20 protein-coding genes are annotated in these 19,302 nt (G+C 62.2%); 16 read left to right on the top strand and 4 right to left on the bottom strand.

Translation table 11 applies throughout. The features are described from left to right. Positions 1-12: 12 nt before the first annotated feature. From DL899_RS08895 to DL899_RS08860, 9 genes are all read left to right on the top strand, one after another. The gene (locus DL899_RS08895) at positions 13-666 is read left to right on the top strand and encodes a DUF6927 domain-containing protein (RefSeq protein ID WP_111733965.1); all 654 of its coding nucleotides are present in this window, start codon (positions 13-15) and stop codon (positions 664-666) included. A gap of 126 nt (positions 667-792) precedes the next feature. After that, positions 793-1,119 carry a type II toxin-antitoxin system PrlF family antitoxin gene (locus DL899_RS08890; protein WP_111733963.1) on the top strand — a complete coding sequence of 109 codons (327 nt, stop codon included), beginning with the start codon at positions 793-795 and terminating at the stop codon, positions 1,117-1,119. After that, entirely contained in the window at positions 1,116-1,634 is a 519-nt protein-coding gene (locus DL899_RS08885; RefSeq protein WP_111733961.1) for a type II toxin-antitoxin system YhaV family toxin, read from the top strand. Before DL899_RS08890 ends, DL899_RS08885 begins: the two co-directional genes overlap by 4 nt. A gap of 94 nt (positions 1,635-1,728) precedes the next feature. Further along, positions 1,729-1,893 carry a hypothetical protein gene (locus DL899_RS19615; RefSeq protein WP_198362936.1) on the top strand — a complete coding sequence of 55 codons (165 nt, stop codon included), beginning with the start codon at positions 1,729-1,731 and terminating at the stop codon, positions 1,891-1,893. After that, the gene (locus tag DL899_RS08880) at positions 1,883-2,035 is read left to right on the top strand and encodes a StaA (protein WP_111733959.1); all 153 of its coding nucleotides are present in this window, start codon (positions 1,883-1,885) and stop codon (positions 2,033-2,035) included. The genes DL899_RS19615 and DL899_RS08880 overlap by 11 nt, the downstream gene beginning before the upstream one ends. Before the next feature lie 103 nt (positions 2,036-2,138). After that, positions 2,139-6,401, top strand: a complete 4,263-nt coding sequence (locus tag DL899_RS08875) for a strawberry notch family protein (protein WP_111733957.1) — start codon at positions 2,139-2,141, stop codon at positions 6,399-6,401. 122 nt (positions 6,402-6,523) lie between these two features. After that, positions 6,524-6,910: a DUF6878 family protein gene (locus DL899_RS08870; RefSeq protein ID WP_111733955.1), complete on the top strand. Its 387-nt coding sequence runs from the start codon at positions 6,524-6,526 to the stop codon at positions 6,908-6,910. A gap of 1 nt (position 6,911) precedes the next feature. Continuing rightward, positions 6,912-7,373 carry a DUF6915 family protein gene (locus DL899_RS08865; RefSeq protein ID WP_111733953.1) on the top strand — a complete coding sequence of 154 codons (462 nt, stop codon included), beginning with the start codon at positions 6,912-6,914 and terminating at the stop codon, positions 7,371-7,373. 100 nt (positions 7,374-7,473) lie between these two features. Next, the gene (locus DL899_RS08860) at positions 7,474-7,776 is read left to right on the top strand and encodes a hypothetical protein (RefSeq protein ID WP_111733951.1); all 303 of its coding nucleotides are present in this window, start codon (positions 7,474-7,476) and stop codon (positions 7,774-7,776) included. Between the two features lie 40 nt (positions 7,777-7,816). Here the strand turns inward: DL899_RS08860 and DL899_RS08855 are convergent, their stop codons facing one another. After that, positions 7,817-8,797, bottom strand: coding sequence for an IS110 family RNA-guided transposase (locus tag DL899_RS08855; RefSeq protein WP_111733949.1), 981 nt, complete (start codon positions 8,795-8,797; stop codon positions 7,817-7,819). Between the two features lie 275 nt (positions 8,798-9,072). Here DL899_RS08855 and DL899_RS08850 point away from each other — a divergent pair, with 275 nt between their 5' ends. Then, positions 9,073-9,801: a DUF736 family protein gene (locus tag DL899_RS08850; protein WP_111733947.1), complete on the top strand. Its 729-nt coding sequence runs from the start codon at positions 9,073-9,075 to the stop codon at positions 9,799-9,801. Between the two features lie 355 nt (positions 9,802-10,156). Here DL899_RS08850 and DL899_RS08845 read toward each other — a convergent pair whose 3' ends face one another. From DL899_RS08845 to DL899_RS08835, 3 genes are read right to left on the bottom strand one after another with little or no spacing between them, the layout of a single operon-like run. Further along, the gene (locus DL899_RS08845) at positions 10,157-10,648 is read right to left on the bottom strand and encodes an asparaginase domain-containing protein (protein ID WP_111733945.1); all 492 of its coding nucleotides are present in this window, start codon (positions 10,646-10,648) and stop codon (positions 10,157-10,159) included. Between the two features lie 60 nt (positions 10,649-10,708). Further along, positions 10,709-11,806: an o-succinylbenzoate synthase gene (menC, locus tag DL899_RS08840; protein WP_111733943.1), complete on the bottom strand. Its 1,098-nt coding sequence runs from the start codon at positions 11,804-11,806 to the stop codon at positions 10,709-10,711. A 15-nt stretch (positions 11,807-11,821) separates the two neighbouring features. After that, on the bottom strand, positions 11,822-12,694 hold the full coding sequence (locus DL899_RS08835) for a MurR/RpiR family transcriptional regulator (protein WP_162685539.1): 873 nt from the start codon (positions 12,692-12,694) through the stop codon (positions 11,822-11,824). Between the two features lie 145 nt (positions 12,695-12,839). Here DL899_RS08835 and DL899_RS08830 point away from each other — a divergent pair, with 145 nt between their 5' ends. The 6 genes from DL899_RS08830 (at position 12,840) to DL899_RS08805 (ending at position 19,300) form a co-directional block, all read left to right on the top strand. Then, a complete protein-coding gene (locus DL899_RS08830) occupies positions 12,840-14,381 on the top strand; it encodes an ABC transporter substrate-binding protein (protein ID WP_111733940.1) in 1,542 nt (513 codons plus the stop codon). Between the two features lie 108 nt (positions 14,382-14,489). Further along, the gene (locus DL899_RS08825) at positions 14,490-15,410 is read left to right on the top strand and encodes an ABC transporter permease (RefSeq protein WP_111733937.1); all 921 of its coding nucleotides are present in this window, start codon (positions 14,490-14,492) and stop codon (positions 15,408-15,410) included. An 8-nt stretch (positions 15,411-15,418) separates the two neighbouring features. Next, positions 15,419-16,336, top strand: a complete 918-nt coding sequence (gene nikC, locus DL899_RS08820) for a nickel transporter permease (RefSeq protein ID WP_239494653.1) — start codon at positions 15,419-15,421, stop codon at positions 16,334-16,336. Then, entirely contained in the window at positions 16,336-17,379 is a 1,044-nt protein-coding gene (locus DL899_RS08815; protein WP_111733935.1) for an ABC transporter ATP-binding protein, read from the top strand. The genes nikC and DL899_RS08815 overlap by 1 nt, the downstream gene beginning before the upstream one ends. Then, entirely contained in the window at positions 17,376-18,362 is a 987-nt protein-coding gene (locus DL899_RS08810; protein WP_111733933.1) for an ABC transporter ATP-binding protein, read from the top strand. The genes DL899_RS08815 and DL899_RS08810 overlap by 4 nt, the downstream gene beginning before the upstream one ends. Further along, a complete protein-coding gene (locus DL899_RS08805) occupies positions 18,359-19,300 on the top strand; it encodes a DUF6963 family protein (protein WP_111733931.1) in 942 nt (313 codons plus the stop codon). The genes DL899_RS08810 and DL899_RS08805 overlap by 4 nt, the downstream gene beginning before the upstream one ends. The last annotated feature ends 2 nt before the right edge of the window (positions 19,301-19,302 follow it).

Here is a 19,302-nt window from a genome sequence, read left to right as displayed (position 1 = left end):
AAGGACTCTGAGATGGGATGGCTCTTCTACACCGACCGCCGTGTCAATACCTACGCGGATGAGAAAGCGGAAATCACCCGGCTTTGCAGCTTCGAGAGCGACACGCGCAAAACCGAACTGGTCAAGGCCTGCAAGGTCGGCTCCACCTGGTATGCGGCGGCAAGGGTCACCAATCTCGACGGCACCCACGTCGAGGACACGACCTATGTGACCGATGCGGATGGGTCGATCACTTTTGGGGCTGTCTTCCTCACCCGATACGATGACGGCTGCTGGGGCTACAAGGACATGGAGGAAAGCGCTGGCCCGAATGAATCTCGTGCTCCCCTTGGGCTGATCGAGCTCCTCTCCGACCTGAAAGACCCGGACAGCTATGCCCATGCCTGGCGCCAGCGCTGCCGGGACTGGGCTGCAATCCCGGACTACGAGGAAGGCGACAAGATCAAGCTCGCAGCCTCTGTGACGCTCACCGATGGCAGCACCTGCCAGATCGTCACCGCGACGCACTACAGGCGGGGGCGGCAAAAACGCCGCTGCTACCGCATCGAGGAAACCGGTGGGCTCGTACGCCTGTCGAAGGCCTCGCTTGCGGGCTCGGAGCTGCTCAGTTCCGCGAAGGGTGCGGCCAGTCCTGTGCTGGCGGAGTTCCTGGCGAGGCGAAATTAGGTGCTGCGCCGGACGGTTCATCGACCTGCCCGGCGACAGCAGATCCTGCGGCTTATCTTGACACGGCAATGCAAATGCATTACCTATCGCAGGCAGCTAAGACCCCCATTCTTTCAGGAGACTGCCATGACAGCGCTCGCACAAGATGTTTCGAAACTCACGGATCGGTATCAGACGACCGTGCCGGCGGGTGTGCGCAAGCAGCTCAAGCTGGGCAAGGGCGACCAGATTCGCTACTGCACCGAGCCGAGTGGCAGGGTCTATATCGAGCCCGTGCGCAGCGAAGAGGAAGATCCCGCGCTCGGCGCCTTTCTCGATTTTGTCGAAGCCAATATCAAGGCGCATCCGGACCGCATTCGGGCCTTCGATGGGGCTTTGCATGACCGTCTTGCAGCACTGGTCGGAGACGTTGACGTCGATCTCGATGCGCCGCTATCGCTCGAGGATGAATGAGCGGCGATAGCGTGCCCGCCCAAGCGCCCCTTGTCGTAAACGGATGGTCGATTTATGCGCATCCGCTCTTTCTGGATCAGCTCGAAGGGCTGATTGAAGAGGTCGAGGCGCGTAAGGCACGCGATCCTAAGACCTGGCGCAAGAAAAACCCGACGAAACGGCTGGCCGCCATCTTCAAGCTGGTCACCGAGGCCATACCGGCAGATCCGGGTGCCGCCGCCTTCCGGCAAGGCGGCACACTCGGCGATCACCGCAAGCACTGGTTCCGGGCGAAATTCTTCCAGCAGTATCGGCTGTTCTACCGGTTCAACAGCGATGCGAAGGTCATCGTGGTGGCCTGGGTGAACGACGACAAGACCCTGCGCGCCTTTGGCAGCAAGACGGATGCCTATGCGACGTTCAAAGGGATGTTGAAAAATGGCAACCCACCTGACAATTTCGACGCGCTCTTGAAAGAAGCAGCGGCGGCGGACAAGCGGTTCGAGAAATCCCTTGAAGCGGTGCCCGATCGGTAGGTGGGCCAGCTTGCTATGACCCTTTGGCATTATCGTTTACGACGCCACGCTGGAAGATGTAGCATCGGCTAATGATACGGTCGGAGAAAGCACAATGATTGAAGCGGAAAAGGATGGGCAGCACCCCGGACAAGAGGAGCAATTCGCGCCTGACCTGGCGCGGCACCGTTTCCCAATTCCGGTGCGCGTTGCAGACATGCCCGATGACCTCGGCAAGCTGCTGGATATCGGGCTCGAGGAGCATTTCCGTGGCCGCTGAAGCGAATTCGTATGACACGTGGTTTCGCATGAAGGTAAAGGCCGCGCTTGAGGAAGCACGCGCCGAAACTTCACAGGTTCAGGTAATGCAGGCCGCACAGGCCCTGATTGATGCGAAGCGCCAGGGCCAATCCAAGCCCTGAGCACGCTTTGGAAGGTCAGTGTGGTCTGACCACGCCACGCTGAAAAGCAAAAGCGGGCTTTTTGTCCTTTGGAACTCAGACCCTGATCCAAAGGAAAATCCCCATGACCAAGCCTAATCCGGCAAACCCGGCATTCCCAATCTCCGACACTGATCTCGCACATGCCCTCGCGCAGATCGGCGCGGAGGTCGACCTCCAACCCCTGCGCAGTTCAGCGCTCGCGCGTATCATGCGCGAGACGTTTCATGGCAGCGATGCCGGTGGCGCCTGGGACTGGCGCATGGCCTATGACATGATGCAGGCAGCGGCTGTCCAGGTGCTGCTGCGTGGGAACGGCGCGGCAGGTGACACCGCCGCTGCAAGGCTACTTGCCTCACGGCTCCTGACGGAAACCCGCCGGTCAGAGCAGCAGATCCGGCTACAGCAGTTTTCCACGCCGCTGCCATTCGCGGCGCTGGTTTTGCGGGCCGCGGCGATCCGCAAGGGCGAGACCGTTCTGGAGCCCTCGGCTGGCACCGGTGCCCTGGCTGCTTTCGCCGCCCGGGCCGGTGCCACGCTTCTGCTCAACGAGATCGACCCCTTTCGCCAGCGCCTCCTGCGCGCGGTTTTCGGCGGCGAGGTCACAGGCCATGACGGCGAGCATATCGATGATCTGCTGCAGACGCCGGTTCTACCCGAGGTCGTGGTGATGAACCCGCCCTTCGCCTCCTCGGTCGATCGCTCCCGAGACAAGCACATCGCCGCCAAGCATCTCATCGCGGCTGCAAAGCGCCTGGCACCCGGCGGGCGGCTGGTGGCGATCATGCCGCCGGGATTCACGCCCGAACGCGATGCCGCGCATTGGTCCCGCGCCTGCGGTCTCCTGACGCCGCGATTGGCGCTGACGATGCCGGGACAGGTCTATCGCAAGCTCGGCACCTCTGTCGAAACCCAGCTCATGATCTTCGACAAGGTGCAGGAGGATTGCGAGATGATCCGCGCCGTTGTGTGCGATCTGGATGAAGCCCTTCCTTTTGTCGACGCCGTGGCCGCAACCCGGCCTGAGATGCACCCCGCCCAACGGGCAGCAGCGATCCCGCACATTCGGCCGACCGTTCCATCCTCTGCTCCGCGCAAGACCGCCGCTGCGCCTGTCGCCGCCTCCAAGCCTCGGGCCAATGCCGTTGTCCCGCTAACTTTCACGAGCTTTGATATCCCGCGCGACAACACGCCCATCTCGGACATCTATGCGCGCTACCGTCCGCAACGGATCGAGATCGCGGGTGCGCAGGAACATCCCACCCCGCTCGTCGAGAGCATCGCCATGGCCTCGGTTGCCCCGCCCATGCCCTCAAATACGGGTCGTGATGACTTGCGCCTGCCCGCACGGTTGGTCGAGGAGGGTCACCTCTCCGAGGCGCAGCTGGAAACCATCATCATGGCGCATGACGCCCATGGGCGCGACCTGCCCGGTCGGTTTACCATCGATGACGACCAGACCAAGCTGACGCGCGCCGATGATGACCCGGATGCACGTGCCTATCGCCTTGGCTATTTCCTCGGCGACGGCACCGGTTGCGGCAAGGGCCGCGAATGCGCAGGCCTCATTCTCGTGAACTGGCTTTCCGGGCGCAGGAAGGCGATCTGGGTCTCCAAATCCGCCACGCTCATCGAGGACGCCATCCGCGACTGGACCGATCTCGGCGGCTCGCCCGCCGACATCCAGCCGCTCTCCAAATGGAAACCGGACCAGCCCATCCCGATGGGCGACGGCATCCTCTTTGTGACCTACGCCACGCTGCGGTCCGCGGGCAAATGCGGCACCACGCGGCTCAGCCAGATCCTCGCCTGGATGGGTGAAGACTTTGACGGCGTTCTTGCCTTTGATGAGGCCCATGCCATGCAGAACGCGGCAGGGTCCGAGCAGGGCAGGGGGGCCAAACCCTCCCAACAGGGCCTCGCTGGCCTGCGGCTGCAACTGGCAGCACCCCGCGCGCGCGTCTTCTACATCTCGGCCACGGGCGCCACCAGCGTGCACAACCTGGCCTATGCCCCGCGGCTGGGGCTCTGGGGGCAGGGGCCGGAATACCCCTTCCCGACCCGCGAGAGCTTCGTGTCGGCGATGGAGGCAGGCGGTGTCGCCGCCATGGAGGTGGTCGCGCGTGATCTCAAGACGCTCGGGCTCTACACGGCGCGCGCCCTCAGCTTCGATGGGGTGGAGTATGACGTGCTGGAACATGCGCTCACCCCGGCCCAGATCGAGATCTACGATGCTTATGCGGGCGCGTTTCGGACGATCCATCACAATCTCGAAGCGGCACTGACCGCGACTGGCGTCAACGACGCCTCGGGAGAGACCAATGCCTCGGCCGCACGCGCCTCGGCCAAGTCCCGGTTTGAAAGCACCAAGCAGCGCTTCTTCAACCATCTCCTGATGGGCATGAAAGCCCCGACCATCATCCGCGCCATCGCGGACGATCTGGCGGCAGGCAAGGCTTGCGTCATCCAAGTTGTCTCGACAGGCGAGAGCCTGCTGAAGCGTCGGCTTGAGACGATGGACCCGGAGGACGAGCTGGTCGAGGGGGCCTTGACGCCGCGCGATTACGTGCTGGGCTACCTCGAACAGGCCTTCCCGATTCATGCGCAAAAGCTGGTCGAGATCGACGGCACTATGGTGGCGGAACCTTTGCGCGATGAGACCGGGGCGCTCGTCGTCTCGCGCGAGGCGCTCGACCTGCGCGATGCGGCCATGATGGAGTTGATGACGCTCGCCCCGATCCCCTCGGCGCTGGATCAGATCCTCTGGGCTTTTGGCGACGAGGCCGTCGCAGAGGTCACTGGCCGGTCCATCCGCCCTTTGAAGGCCGAGGGTGGTCATCTCTTCATCGAAAAGCGTAGCACCAGCAGCAATTCGTCGGAGACCCAAGCCTTCATGGACGGCGAAAAGGATATCCTGATCTTCTCCGATGCGGGCGGGACGGGCCGCTCCTACCATGCGGCGCAAACGGCGAAGAACCAGAAACGGCGGCGGCACTATCTTCTGGAGCCCGGCTGGCGCGCGGATGCGGCCATCCAGGGGCTGGGCCGCACGCATCGCTCGGCCCAGGTCAGCGCGCCCTTCTTTCGGGTCTGCACCTCGGATGTGCATGGCGAAAAGCGTTTCACCTCGACGATAGCCAAACGCCTCGACCAGCTGGGGGCCTTGACCAAGGGCCAGCGCGAGACCGGCTCGCAGGGCATGTTCCGGGAGGAGGACAATCTCGAAAGCCCGATCGCGCGGGCGGCGCTGCGCGGGTATTTCGCCGATCTTGCCGCCGGGCGCGCTGAGGCGATGAGCTACGAGAGCTTCACCGACTGGACGGCCCTGCGGCTGATCGACAAGGACGGGGTGCTGCTCGAAGAGCTTCCCCCGATCCAGCGGTTTCTCAACCGGGTTCTTGCCCTTCCCATCCACATGCAGAACGCGCTCTTTGCCGAGTTCATGCGCCGGATTGCCGATCAGACTGAACGGGCGCGCGCGGCGGGCACGCTCGATCTCGGCGTCGAAACCCTGCGTGGCGAAAGGATCGAGCAGGTTTCCACAGAGGATCTCTGGACCTGCCCGAAATCCGGCGCCGTGACGCGGATCATCGGGCTCGAGGTCACCGACCCGGTGCATGTCCTGGGCGCCGAAGAGGCCATGTCGCGCAATCCCGACAAGCTGCCGATGGTCAACCGAGCGTCTGGACGCGCGGCGCTCATCTCGGCGCGCCCGATGCAGATGTATGACGAGGACATCGTCACGCTGATGCGCAAGGCGGTGCGGCCCAATGGCTCCAGCTACCTCGAAGAGACGCGGTTCGAGTCCTCGGCCTGGGAAGACATCGGAAGGCCCGAGTTTGCAGGACTTTGGGATGCCGAGGCCGCATCCCTGCCCAAGACCACCACGACCAAGCTCTACCTGTTGACAGGACTGCTGTTGCCGATCTGGAAGGACATCCCGACCACCAATGAGCGCATCTACCGGGTCACGCCCGATGGGGCGACGGCGATGATCGGGCGCACGCTGAGCGAGGAAGGGGCGGCAGCGCTGCGCGCCCGCTTCCTCGTGTCCAACCCGCAAACAGCGCAGGAGATGCTGACCGCCGCCCTCGGCACCACCGCGCCTGTCGATCTGGGCCGGGGTCTGACCCTGACCCGTCGCCGGGTCGCAGGTGAGATGCGTCTCGAGCTGGGCGGTGCGGATCGGGGCATGATTGAAGGTCTCAAGGCCATGGGCTGTTTCACTGAGATTATCGCCTTCCAGCTGCGGGTGTTCCTGCCGCATGGGGACGGGATCGACACGGGAAGCATTCTGGCCCGGATCGTTGGGCAGGGAGCCGCTAGAGCTGCTGAACAAGCCGCCTGAAAAGTCAAAGCGGGCTGTGGGCCGGGCGTCGCGGATCTGGATTTCACCGGTCTGCGCTTTCCGGGCGCGCGCAGACCAATGCCACGCCCGGTCCCCCCAAATTCAGACAAGAGGACTGACCCATGACCAATCCCCAGATCGATTATGCCGCAATGGCGGCTCAGTGGCGTGCAGAGCGCGAAACCACCTTGAAGGCATCCCGAACGGAGCTGCTCGCGCAACTGCGTTCGCTTGGCATCAGCGAGATCGCTGTCGAATACGAAGGCTATGGCGACTCCGGCAATGTCGAGGATGTGACGGTGCAGCCTGCGGACGTCAAACTGCCAGAACCGCTTACCACAGAGGTTGGCGACTTCGCCTGGTCGCTTGCCTATCACCATCACCCGGGGTTCGAAAACAACGAAGGCGGATATGGCACGCTGACCTGGGACTTGCGCAACGACAGCATCACCCTCGATCACGCGGACCGCTATGTCGAATGTTCGCACAGCTATGACGAGGGGCTTTGATATGGCGCATCCGCTTCATCATGCCGAAAGCTCTGCCCGGAAATTCGGCGGGGTGCCGTCTGACTATCAGGCTGTGCACGATTGGTTTGACGCCTCGAAAGAGCACCTCGCGCTCTTCACGCACCGAGCTATGCGCCATCATGCCCAAGGCCTATTCGAGGCCGAACGTGTCTTCGGCGTGACCCTGACCAATAGCGCAGGGCGAGAGATCCCGGTGCGCTGGATCGGGGAGCAGCATGTCCGCGAAGACTGTCAGGGCCGGATCCCGAGCATGGCGGACTGGCTGCGACGGATCCAGCCCGAGCCATGGATGGCCAATGGTCATATCGACCGCCATGTCGGCGATGAGCCCTGCGGCGACCCAAGGGTCGCTTGGGCCTCCGAGGTCGCCGCCGGACGAACCGTTCTTGGCCTGAAAGATTGGATGGCGGCGCGCGCGACGCAAGCCACGCAAAGCGCCTGACAGGTCTCGGTCGTTTGCCAAACGAATGCCGCACGGAAGCCCGGTTGGAAGATCGGGCTTCTTGCGTCGTTTCCCCACCAATCTTCTTAAGGAGGTTCGCATGACACTCGAAGACATCAAGGCGGCCGTCGATGCCGGGCAGACCGTGCATTGGGCCAATACCGGCTACATTGTCCACAAGGACGGGCTCGGTCAGTACCTGATCACCTATGTGCCGAATGGTAGCTGCATCGGCCTGACAGACCGGAGCGGGCACCGGTTGAACGGAAAAGAGGCGGAGTTCTTCATAGCGCGATCCGAGGACGGCGCGGAAAATCCGGGCAGCCAATCAAGACCAGACGGGCAGGGGAGGGGCGTAACACCAGGAGGCGCGGGTGCATTCCCACTCGGACGGCAGATCTGACCCGTGGGCGGGGCTGAAAGGAAAGCATCTGTCTTGAAAATCAAGGCTGCGTTTCTGACCAAAGCCGGTTTTCGCTGAGAAGCGTGTTTGCGAGTATCAGGAGCTTTCTCATCACAGCGGTGATTGCAATTTTGAAAGGTTTGCCCGCTTTTTTGAGGCGCTGATAGAACGCGGCCATGTCCTTGTTCCAGCGGATCGCGACGACGGCCGCCATATACATGACGTCTCTCACTGGTTTGCGTCCGCCGCCGATCTTGCGTTTTCCGCGGAAGCTGCCTGAATCACGGTTCATGGGTGCGACACCGCAGAGAGATGCGATCTGCTTGGCATTGGCGCCGCCCAGTTCATTCAGCTCGGAGATCAGTGTTGCGGAGGTGGTCAGACCGATGCCTGGGATTGATGTGAGAATTTCATGCCTTCGCCTGAGGGCATCATCTTCTTTAATCAATTCCGCCAATAGCTGTTCGAGATCTTTGCAGTGACGCTGGCACAACGAAATGCGCGCCTCGATCTGCGTTGCGACGATACTGTCCAATGCCTGTGATTGTTGTTGTTTCAAGATCTTCATTTCATCGACGATTTGCCTGCGAGCGACTGTAATCTCGGCGATTTTTGCCTGAAGCTTGGAAGGCGGCGAGCTCGCTGGAGGCCGAACCCTTTCACCATATTCAGCCAGGATTTGCGCATCGATCCTGTCGGTCTTGGCCAGGCGGCCGACCGATCTCGCGAAGTTCCTGCTCCGAGCTGGGTTCGCGATAGCAGTCTTAACACCGGCCTCATGAAGCGTTTCGTGCGCCATCCTGTGATAGCGTCCTGTCGCTTCGAGGACTACGAGATCGGCATCGTGATCTCGGCAGACGTTGACCAGTTCGGCAACGCCTTCAGCGTCATTCTTGAAGCTGTGGTGATTGCCAGCAGGCGAAACAAACACGTCCAGCTGTTCTTTGCTGACGTCGATCCCAATGACAATGAATGGGGGCGTCGCCGTTGTGATGGTCTTCTTTTCTTGTATCCGGGACATCGGTGACTCCCCTCCATCTGTTCAGAACAGTTCCATCTTTGGAAGCCGACCATTCTTTCCTTCGGTACGTTCTTACCTGCAGGCTTTCGGTCCGACTTCCCCCGGGATGGTTAGCAACGCCGTTCCCAGATTACGACGTTCCGCTGGGGGAACCGTCGCGCCATTAAAGATACAAAAGGGCTTTCTGATTTGTGATCCCTCAAGGGGTCGAGAAAGCAATCCCGGATGCGTTGGCAAGAACGTCAGGCACCGGCCAATCCAAAAGGAACCATCCCATGTTCGCAGGAACCCTCACCCGCAATGTCGAGACCGCAGCCGCTCAGTACACCGGCATGATCCACTCGACGCGCTTTGACATCGCCATCCAGTTGGAGGCGCGAGCCAAGATGTCCGAACGCAGCCCGGATTTTGACGTGACGGCAGTCAACAAATCAGGCCGCAAGGTGCGCATCGGCACGGCCTGGAACGAGACCGGCAATACCAGCGGCAACCCCTACATCTCGATGCAGATCGATGTCGGCTTGGGCCCGTTCCGTGTCAACGCGGTGCAGACGAAAGAGGCGCGCGCGGCCCAGAGCGGTGCGTTCGAGATCATACCGCTGGTCTCGAACGGCCTGATGAAATCCGGCTCGCTCTCGGGCGAGCTCACCGCCATGGACGCCGACAACGCCTTCACCGGCTACATCGCCAACATGATGTTCGATCTGGAGTTCATGTTGATCGAGAACAGCTACAAATCCGAGGAGACCCACCCCGATTACCGGATCAAGGTCAGCTCGCCCCGGGGCACATCGATCCGCGTCGGCTCGGCCTGGATGGCGAAAAGCAGCCGCACGGGCAATGACTACCTGTCGCTGCTGATCAACACGCCCGATGGCGACCTGCGCGTCAACGCCGTGCAGAACGAAGAGCAGCGCGGCGGGCAGACCTTCTCGATCATCCCGTTCATCGACAGCGGTGAGCAGCCGCTGGACGCAGGCGAAGGGCTGTCGCTGGTCGCGTGATCAGCGCGCGAGGTGAGACGATCTGAACCAAAGGGGAGCCGTGGGACCACGGTTCCCCTTTTTCTGTACTGGTGTGGTTGAATGAACCCGGCGTACATTGCAGCCGTTCGTGTCGCCCGCAGCTAATGCAACCGAAGAGCCCAGAGTTGACCTAATACCCATCAAGCGAATGTCCGATATCCTGAGTAAGAAAGTTATGTCGGACACCAAACCGGCCCAGCTGCTCAAGGGGAGGTCCGCAGACAGTGGGTGCCGATTCCGCAGAGCGGACAATCAAAGTTCTTTCGTTCATCTTTCGGAGACACGGTCCTAGATTTCTTCCGGCCAGTATTCCGCCGCTACGGCCACCTCGATATCAGACGTCGAAGCGGCCCTGTTCGACATTCTTCCCAAGCCGGGACGCGGGAAACACCCTTCCGTTCATCACCCCCCAGACCCCGGGGGAAAGGCACTGAGCCGCCACGACGGCACCGCCGAGATTGAACTCTCCGTCGGACGCGAAAAGGGAGAACGGCCGCATGGCGCCGGTCAGAACAACGGTTTTCCCGGAGCACCTTCCTTCGAGGTGACGCGCGGTCTCCCCCATCGTGCCCGTGCCGTGCGTGACCACGATTGCCTCTTCAGGGGCGGCAGCGACTGCCGTGACAATCGCGAGCCGGTCCGCGTCATCGAATAGCAGGCTGTCCTTCAGCATCAGGAGTTCGACGACCGGAAAATAGCAGCGCCCGACACGGAGGATTTCCGGTATGTGGGTTGCTCCGCCCTGTGCAAAGGCAAGCCCTTCGGTGCGGGGATCGTGCACCTTGTCGATCGTCCCGCCGGTCACGATGATGCGCAGGTCCTTCACGATCTGCGTCCGTAATGGCGCTGATGGAAACGACAGTTGCTGCGTCGCGCTTTCATGCCCTTAACCCGCGCTGACGATGAAGGCGGCGAGCCGTTCGGGATCTGGCGCAAAGCCGTGGCCCGGACGGTCCGGGGCCGTGATCGTGCCGGGGGCGCTGAAGGTCATCTGCTCGGTCGCGAGATCTCTTTCGTAAAGCCGGCCCGCCGGGAAGATATCCGCCGCGTATTCCATTCCGGGCAGGGTCGCCAAGGCAAGCGAGACACCCTGACCAATATTCGATTCCAACATTCCGCCGGTCCAGCACGGAATGCCACGATTGGCGCAGTATCGCTGTATCGCGATCGCGTTTGTCAGGCCGCCGACCCGGCCGTGCTTGATGTTGACCCAGCGCGTCGCGCCCGTCTCGACGGCCTGTCTCGTGATCTCTAAGGACGTCAGGGTCTCGTCGAGGCAGAGCGGCGTCCGGAGTTCGCTCTGCAGCTTGCTGTGGTCAATCAGGTCCTGCCAGCCAAGCGGCTGTTCGATCATTACCAGTCCAAGCGTGTCGAGTTTGCGAAACAGCGCGATGTCGTCGAGCGTAAAGCCGGAATTGCAGTCGATGTGGACGGGCATGTCCGGGAAACTCTCCCGAACTGAGGCGACCATTTCGTAACCGCTGTCGGGTCGGAATTTCAGCTTGGTGCGGCTGAACCCACCGTCGACGGCCGCGCGCATGGCGTCCTCTAGCGCTGCCGGGCTATCCTGCACCGGAATGTCGGCGCCGACCGCGACCTCCGCATTCGCGCCGCCGATCATGTCCCACAGCGGACGGTCGTCAAGCCTTGCTGAAAGGTCCCACCAGGCAGTGTCGATCGCCGCCTTTGCGAACGTGTTTCCTTTGAACTGACCAAGAATGTCCTGCAGCGCCGCGCCGCTGTCCACCTCTTGTCCGGCTATGAGTGGCGCGAACACGTCCCGTATAAGTATGAAGGCCCCGGCGGCCCATTCGGGACAGAACTGGGGGACAGAGTAAGGCGCGGCCTCGCCCCAGCCTTCCGCATCGCCGCTTTTCAGGCGCACCAGCACGGTGTCGATCGACGTCTCCACGCTGAACGAGGTTTTCCACGGTGCCTTGAGCGGCATCGTGACGTGGTAGACTGAGATCTCATCGATCTTCATGGCCAATGCCTTCCGTCAGTTTTCCGGATCGAGTTCACCCAGGGCGTCCATCATCCCTTCGATATCGCTCAACCGATCGCGGCCCTTGCGGCCTGAGGCGTGATAAGTGCGCGTCGCGAGAAAGTTCAAGAGACTGATTACACCAACGTAGGAATCAAAAAGCGAGGTGCCGCGCACCTGACAGGCGAATATCCAAGTTGCGAGATTGCGGGTTCTGACGGCGCGTCGGTCGGTGACGTAGGCGATCGGCACGCCGCGTTCGCGGAAAAGCTCCATGGCACGGGCAAGCTGAGCCGAGCGGCGCCGGAGACCCACGGCGATCAGAAGATCGTCGGGGCCGAGATCGCCGAAATCCTCCATCAACATCTGCCCAGGTCCGGGCAGCAGCGATACATCGGGACGTATCAGGATAAGCTGGCGTCGCAGATAGTTTGCAAAGACGTAGCTGTTGCGGAAGCCAAGACAGACGACCCGCCTTGCCGAGAGAATCTTGTGCGAGACCTCCAAGATTACCGTCGCATCGATCTGCTCGATGCTTTCTCTAAGGTTCGCCATATCGGTTTCGAGATGCTTCAAGATGCTGTTCGGCCCTCGCTCGGGCACCGCGGACAGGAAAATCGGGTCGCCAGTTGTCTGGGCGTGGCGAATTTCGCGCTGCATCTCGCGGAAATCGGCATATCCCAGCCGCTTGACAAAGCGCGAGACGGCCGCCTTGGACCCGCCGGCCCTCTGCGCAAGCTCCGTCGCCGAGTAGAGCAGAACCTCGTTTGGGTACTCGAGCACACGGTCTGCAAGCGCCCGTTCCGAACCGGGCATCTTCGCGTACTTGGACCGGATTAGCCGCTCAATTGCTCTCGGCTGAACATGATCTGACTGTTTCTTGGGCATCGCCTTACTCATTCTACAAAAACCATGAAACACAGATTTCAACAAGTTGACAACTTGAAATCTTAGTTTCAGACTTAAACTATCGCTATCGGAGATACCGGCCCGAAGACCGGCTAACTCCTACATCCAGCAGAGGAGAACATATATGAGATCGGGGTATAAATCCTTTATTATCAGCGCATTGCTGATTTCTCTTGGATCGGGGGCTACTGCAGGCGACATTGTCTGGGCTCGCGACGGGGACATCGACTCGCTTGACCCACACCGCGCGACTTCCACGCTTTCCCGGCAAGTCTGGTACCAGATCTACGATTCGCTTCTGGAATTTGGCGATGACGGATCCGTTGGTCCGAACCTTGCAGAAAGCTGGGATGTTTCCGACGATGGCACTGAGATCACCTTCAACCTGCACGACGACATCGTCTGCCATGACGGATCGCCGTTCAATGCCGACGACGTGATCTGGACCGCCGATCGCGCGCTCTTCGGCGACAACCCGAGCCTGACAAAGGCAAGCTGGGGCAATATCTCGTCGGTCGACAAGATCGACGACCTTACGGTGAAGTTCACGCTAGAGACGCCGTTCGGGGCATTGGTGCCTTTCATGGCTGACCAGTTCACCTCGATGCTCTGCGACAGCAATGCCGACGCCGCGGATTTTGGCACTGGATCGGCCATCGGTACCGGCCCTTGGAAACTGGCGTCGTGGACCAAGGGATCGGAGATCGTACTCGAGTCCAACGCCGATTACGTCAACCGTGGCCGACCGGTCGACAATCCTGGCGCACCCAAGGCCGACCGTCTGGTCGTGCGCACGATGCCGGAGGGGCAGACCCGCGTCGCCGGTCTTCGGACGGGTGAACTGAACGTCATCGTCCCGCCGATCCAGGAGGTGAAGGCGCTTCAGGAAGACGACACCGTCGAGGTGCATGTCGCCAAGGGTACCGGTCAGAACATGTTCCTGCAATTCGCGGTGAACCGCCCGCCCTTCAATGACGCACGGGCCCGGCGCGCCGTCAGCCATGCCATCAACAAAGACATGGCGATCCAGGTCGTCTACGGCGATCTGGTCGAGCGGCAGTACTGCCCGGTCTCGCGCGGAGTGTTCGGCAACGATCCGGAATTCTGCAAGCAGTACGATCAGGACTACGATCCAGAAAAGGCCAAGGAACTGCTTGCCGAACTTGGCTACGGACCGGACAATCCGATGGAGGTGATCTTGGCCACATGGACCGGGGACAATCGCGAGCGGATGCTGCAAATGCTTCAGAACCAGCTCAAGCAGGTCGGAATCAAAGCCTCGATCGAGGTGATGGACATCGGTACGCTGAATGCACGCGACACGCAGGAGAACAACAAGGCTGACGGGCCGGGCTACATGGACCTGATGGGCTGGACGTGGTTTGATCCTGATATCCTCTACCTCCTGTGGCATTCGCCGGGCGCCTACGAGGGCTTCAACACCCCCGAACTCGACAAGGTCCTCGATGCGACGCGCACGGCCGTCGATCCCGCCGAGCGCGAGAAGGTCGTGAAGGATGCCTTCAAGATCCTGCTCGAGGAAGCCGGACAGGTTCCAATCTACACGCCGGGCTGGCTCTGGCTCTACGCCGTCTCCGCCGACACGCCGGGCTTCAAGATCGGGCCGTTCAACCGCGCGCAGTTCAGCGCGATGGAAGCCGGCTGATCGTCACGGGCGGGCGGGGGAGATTGCCTCGCCTGCGCATCTATCCGGCAGGCAGCGTGCGTCCCGCCGCCCGCCGACCCTCTCGCTGCGCAAGGACCCGACGCTCTCATGGCCCGCTTCCTCATCCAACGTCTTCTCGCCGCGATCCTGACGATCTTCGTCACCACTGTCGCCGTCTCCATGCTGATCCATCTCGTCCCCGGCGATCCGGTGCAGATCATGTATGCCCAGAGCCAGGGCACGACGCCCGAGCAGCTCGAGGCCGTGCGCGAGAGGCTGGGCCTGAACGATCCTCTCTATCAGCAGTACCTCTCCTATGTCGGGCGCCTTCTTCAGGGTGATCTCGGCGTGACCATCCGGGGCGAGCAGCCGGTGCTCGAACTCCTGCTGCTGCGCTTGCCGAACACCCTGATCCTGGCGTCCTCGGCGCTCCTGATCGCCTCGGCGATCGGGCTGAGCTTCGGTTTCCTGGCCGCTTACAAGCGGGGAACCTGGCTCGACACGACGCTGATGACGACAGCGATCCTCGGCGTATCGATGCCGCATTTCTGGCTGGGACTGATCCTCTTGTTCTATTTCGCGGTGCACCTTGGCTGGTTCCCGGTCGCCGGCAGCGGTTTTCCCAATCTCGTGCTGCCGGCGGTGACGCTGGGGCTCACGAACGCCGCGATAATTGCACGGCTGACGCGATCCTCGATGATCGACATCTTCGACCAGGATTTCGTCCGAACGGCGCATGCCAAGGGCCTGCCGAAGGCGATGGTCCTCTATCGCCACGCGCTCCGCGCGGGCCTCGTGCCGATCGTCACGATGATGGGCCTGCAATTCACCTACATGATGGGCGGCGCGATCGTGGTGGAAAACGTCTTTGGCTGGAACGGCGTCGGACGAATGGCGATCCAGGCGATCTTCCAGCGCGACTACCCGCTGATCCAGGGCTTCATCCTGATGTTCGCCATAGTTGTGGTCCTCGTCTCGATCCTGATGGACGTGATCTACGCCTTTCTCGATCCCCGGATCAGGCACTAGGGGGTCGCATGCAGCAGAGAGTGAAAAGCGCAATCGACATCGCCGCCGCCGCGGGCAGCGGCGCGCCGGCCCGCGTCGGGTTCGGCCGCCGGATGGTCGCGGTTCTGGGCGCCGCGACGGCGAACCGTGGGGCGAAGGTCGGGCTCGTCCTTGTCGGCATCCTGATCGTCGTGGCGGTTTTCGCGCCTTGGATCGCGCCCTACGGTTCCGACCAGATGGGGGCAGGCATGGGGCTGATGCCGCCTTCGGCCGACTACTGGTTCGGCACCGACGAATTCGGCCGCGACGTGTTCAGCCGCGTCGTCTACGGCGCCCGTCTGACTATCCAGGTGGGCGTTATCGCGGTCGGCATATCGCTGACGGTGGGCACGCTGATGGGCCTGATCGCGGGATACGCGGGCGGCTGGGTCGAGCGGATCCTGATGCGGCTCGTCGACGTCGTGTTTTCCTTCACCGAGACACTGATCGCCCTTGCCGCAGTGGCCGTCCTAGGCCCAAGCCTGACGAACGCGATGATCGCGGTCGGCATAGCCGCGATCCCGTTCTACGCACGCGTCGCCTACTCGGTGACGCTGGTAGAGAGGAACAAGGCCTATTTCGACGCCGCCTATGTGGCGGGTGCCGGGCACTTGCGGCTGATCTTCATTCACCTGCTGCCGAACATCCTTCCGCCGCTCATCGTCGTCGCCACGCTGGGCGTCAGCTCTGCCGTTCTGGCCGCCGCTGGTCTTAGCTTTCTGGGACTGGGCGCGCAGCCACCCTCACCAGAATGGGGCGCGATGCTCTCTGCCGGCAGGGACTATTTCACGCAGGCGTCCTGGATCATGATCTATCCGGGCCTCGCGATCATGGTCACCGTGCTGGCATTCAATCTTCTCGGTGACGGGATCCGCGAGGCGCTCGACCCCAGGCAGAAGGCGAAGTGATGAATGACGTAGCCGAAACTGAACACACGGTCCCGGCGGCCGACTCCCGCGAGACAGTACTGTCCGTGCAGGACCTCTCCACCGAGTTCCGGGGCAAGAAAGGCAGCGTTCGCGCGGTCGACGGGATGTCCTTCGACCTGAAGAAGGGCGAGATCCTCTCCATCGTGGGAGAGTCCGGCTCGGGCAAGAGCGTCACCTCCCTCTCGATCATGGGTCTATTGCCCTACCCGACCGGGCATATCGCCGAGGGCCGGATCCTGTTTGAGGGGCGCGATCTGGCCACGCTTTCGGATCGCGAAATGCGCAAGCTTCGGGGGGCTGGCCTTTCGATGATCTTTCAGGAGCCGCTGACCTCTCTCAACCCTGTTCTCTCGATCGGGCGCCAGATGACCGAGGGCATCATCCAGCATCTCGGCCTCAGCCGCGAAGAAGCGAAAAAACGCGCCATCGAGATGATGCGCCGCGTCAGCATCCCAGCCCCCGAGGCGCGGCTAAAGGACTATCCGCACCAGTATTCCGGAGGAATGCTGCAAAGGATCATGATCGCCATCTCCATGTCATGCGATCCGCGCATCCTGATCGCCGACGAGCCGACGACCGCCCTCGACGTCACGATCCAGGCGCAGATCCTGGAGCTGATGCGGAATCTCCGCGACCGGACCGGCGCGTCGATCGTTCTGATCACCCACGATATGGGCGTGGTGGCGGAAATGGCCGATCGGGTTATTGTGATGTATTGCGGGCGTAAGGTGGAAGAGGGCCGTGTGGACAGAATCTTTGCCCGGCCGAAGCATCCCTACACACTTGGCCTTCTCCGCTCGCTGCCCGTGCTGGGCCACGCTGGGCCGGTCGGATCGGCGGAACTGGCCGAGATCCCCGGCGTTGTGCCCTCACTCGACGCGCTGCCTCCCGGTTGCCGCTTCTCCGACCGCTGCCGATTCGCGACCGACCGCTGCCGGGCCGAGAATCCGCCGTTCGAAGAGGCGGAACCCGGGCACTTCACCGCTTGCTGGCATTCCGAAAAGCTGGAGCCCTTGGCATGACATCCACCCCCATCCTCGAACTCAATGCTCTGGTGAAGCGGTTTCCGGTGAAAGGCGGGCTCTTCGGACCGAAAAAGTTTCTCTCGGCCGTCAATGGAGTATCGCTCCAGATCCGCCCCGGCGAAACGCTGGCGCTGGTCGGGGAGTCGGGCTGCGGCAAGTCGACCGTCGGCAAGACGATCATGAAACTGCACGATCCTTCCGAAGGCAGCATCCTGATCGACGGCAGGGACATCGCACCCCTGAGCCGCGCCCGCATGAAGCCGGTGTGGAGAAAGGTTCAAACAATTTTCCAGGATCCCTTCTCCTCGCTCAATCCGCGGATGACCGCGGGAGCGATCGTGGGTGAGCCCCTGACCATTCACGGTCTTGCCTCGGGGGCCGAGAAGGACCGCGTGGTCGCAGAAACCTTCCGCAAAGTGGGCCTCCGGCCGGATCAGATGAGCCGGTTCGCCCATGAGTTCTCCGGCGGCCAACGCCAGCGCCTTTCGATCGCGCGCGCCCTCGTCGTAAAACCGGACCTCATCATCGCCGACGAACCGGTCTCTGCGCTCGATGTCTCGATCCAGGCCTCGGTCATCAATCTCCTGATTCGGCTTCAGAAAGAGATGGGTCTCGCGATGCTCTTCATCTCCCATGACATGAGCGTGGTGGAACACATCAGTCACCGGGTGGCGGTCATGTATCTGGGTCGCCTCGTGGAAAGCGGACCGCGTGACGAGATTTTCCGCAATCCCAAACACCCTTACACCCAGGCGCTTCTCTCAGCTGTACCTATTGCCGATCCGACCTCAAGGGACCGCCAGCGGATCGTTCTGAAGGGCGACGTGCCAAGCCCCATCGACCCCCCGTCCGGCTGCCCTTTCCGCACTCGTTGCCCGATCGCCGAGGACGGCTGCGCAAGAGCCATGCCCGACACGACGTTGCTGCCATCCGACCACCGCGTGGCCTGCCACGTCCGAGCGCGCGAGGCGGTTGCATGACTATCGGCATCGGCGCAGCCGGCCCGAACGCGGGGCTGGCGGTGTTTCGTGCACTTGCCGCAGCAGAGGCGGTTGGCCATGGCGCAATCGGGGGGTTCGCCGTCTTCGCCGTGCTCACGGCCGACGGCCGCGTCATCCGTGCCGAAACCCAGAGAGGCGGCTCCGCGACATTGTTCACTGACGGCGAGACCACCGGCGGCCCACCACCACCCGAGGTGGCGTCGGCGCGCTTCGCGGCGCTGATGTCAAGCGGGCCCGACCGCCCGGCACCTCTTAGCCAGTTCCTCGCCGCCTCTGAGGCTGGCCTTGTCACTGGCCATCGGCTGCCGAATATGCCCGGATCTGATGGCCGACCCGTCAACGAGGCGGTCCTGTCAGCTATGGCGGAGGGACTGAGCGCGGAACAGTCCCTACAGCGAGTCCTTAACGCGGATCCCGATGCCGATGCGGGCATGATTGCTCTCGGGCCATCACGGGGCATTGCGGCCCTGAACAGCAGCCTTGTCGCCGCGCGCCCGGATCTCGGTACGGCAACGCGTGCTTCCAAAGAGGCGGCGGTCTGCGTCCTTCACAACGCGATCCGGCCTGCCGCCGATCTCGCCCCGCTCGTGGCGGCGATCGCGATCGAGACAATGGCGCCGCCGAGCAGCCCGGCAGGTCATGCCGTCGTTCGGACGGGTACACCGCTTGCCCTGTCGGAAGCGAACCAGGTGATCCTTGGGCCGGACGACGTCGCCATGTTGGTCAAGACAACGGACGCGCGCATCCTGACCGGCCGCCATGCCTGCGCGGCCATCTATCTGGGTGCCGCCGTCGTTAGGAACGGCCAGTTGCTCGGCCACACGACGATGGAGCCGAACGTCCTTGTCGAAGACGGTCACATCATCCGGCTGAGCGGTCAGTCCGAGGCCCGGATTCCCTTTGCAGCCAAGGAATGAAG

Source organism: Roseovarius amoyensis (assembly GCF_003260265.1).
GTDB lineage: Bacteria > Pseudomonadota > Alphaproteobacteria > Rhodobacterales > Rhodobacteraceae > Roseovarius > Roseovarius amoyensis.
Note: the sequence above shows the minus strand (reverse complement) of the source record. Positions and strands in the feature narration are given on the sequence as shown.

Bases quoted from the DNA above. Each gene is read 5' to 3' on its own strand.
- DL899_RS08895 (WP_111733965.1), top strand. From the start codon at position 13: ATGGGATGGCTCTTCTACACCGACCGCCGTGTCAATACCTACGCGGAT.
- DL899_RS08890 (WP_111733963.1), top strand. From the start codon at position 793: ATGACAGCGCTCGCACAAGATGTTTCGAAACTCACGGATCGGTATCAG.
- DL899_RS08885 (WP_111733961.1), top strand. From the start codon at position 1,116: ATGAGCGGCGATAGCGTGCCCGCCCAAGCGCCCCTTGTCGTAAACGGA.
- DL899_RS19615 (WP_198362936.1), top strand. From the start codon at position 1,729: ATGATTGAAGCGGAAAAGGATGGGCAGCACCCCGGACAAGAGGAGCAA.
- DL899_RS08875 (WP_111733957.1), top strand. From the start codon at position 2,139: ATGACCAAGCCTAATCCGGCAAACCCGGCATTCCCAATCTCCGACACT.
- DL899_RS08870 (WP_111733955.1), top strand. From the start codon at position 6,524: ATGACCAATCCCCAGATCGATTATGCCGCAATGGCGGCTCAGTGGCGT.
- DL899_RS08865 (WP_111733953.1), top strand. From the start codon at position 6,912: ATGGCGCATCCGCTTCATCATGCCGAAAGCTCTGCCCGGAAATTCGGC.
- DL899_RS08860 (WP_111733951.1), top strand. From the start codon at position 7,474: ATGACACTCGAAGACATCAAGGCGGCCGTCGATGCCGGGCAGACCGTG.
- DL899_RS08855 (WP_111733949.1), bottom strand. From the start codon at position 8,797: ATGTCCCGGATACAAGAAAAGAAGACCATCACAACGGCGACGCCCCCA.
- DL899_RS08850 (WP_111733947.1), top strand. From the start codon at position 9,073: ATGTTCGCAGGAACCCTCACCCGCAATGTCGAGACCGCAGCCGCTCAG.
- menC (WP_111733943.1), bottom strand. From the start codon at position 11,806: ATGAAGATCGATGAGATCTCAGTCTACCACGTCACGATGCCGCTCAAG.
- DL899_RS08835 (WP_162685539.1), bottom strand. From the start codon at position 12,694: ATGCCCAAGAAACAGTCAGATCATGTTCAGCCGAGAGCAATTGAGCGG.
- DL899_RS08830 (WP_111733940.1), top strand. From the start codon at position 12,840: ATGAGATCGGGGTATAAATCCTTTATTATCAGCGCATTGCTGATTTCT.
- DL899_RS08825 (WP_111733937.1), top strand. From the start codon at position 14,490: ATGGCCCGCTTCCTCATCCAACGTCTTCTCGCCGCGATCCTGACGATC.
- nikC (WP_239494653.1), top strand. From the start codon at position 15,419: ATGCAGCAGAGAGTGAAAAGCGCAATCGACATCGCCGCCGCCGCGGGC.
- DL899_RS08815 (WP_111733935.1), top strand. From the start codon at position 16,336: ATGAATGACGTAGCCGAAACTGAACACACGGTCCCGGCGGCCGACTCC.
- DL899_RS08810 (WP_111733933.1), top strand. From the start codon at position 17,376: ATGACATCCACCCCCATCCTCGAACTCAATGCTCTGGTGAAGCGGTTT.
- DL899_RS08805 (WP_111733931.1), top strand. From the start codon at position 18,359: ATGACTATCGGCATCGGCGCAGCCGGCCCGAACGCGGGGCTGGCGGTG.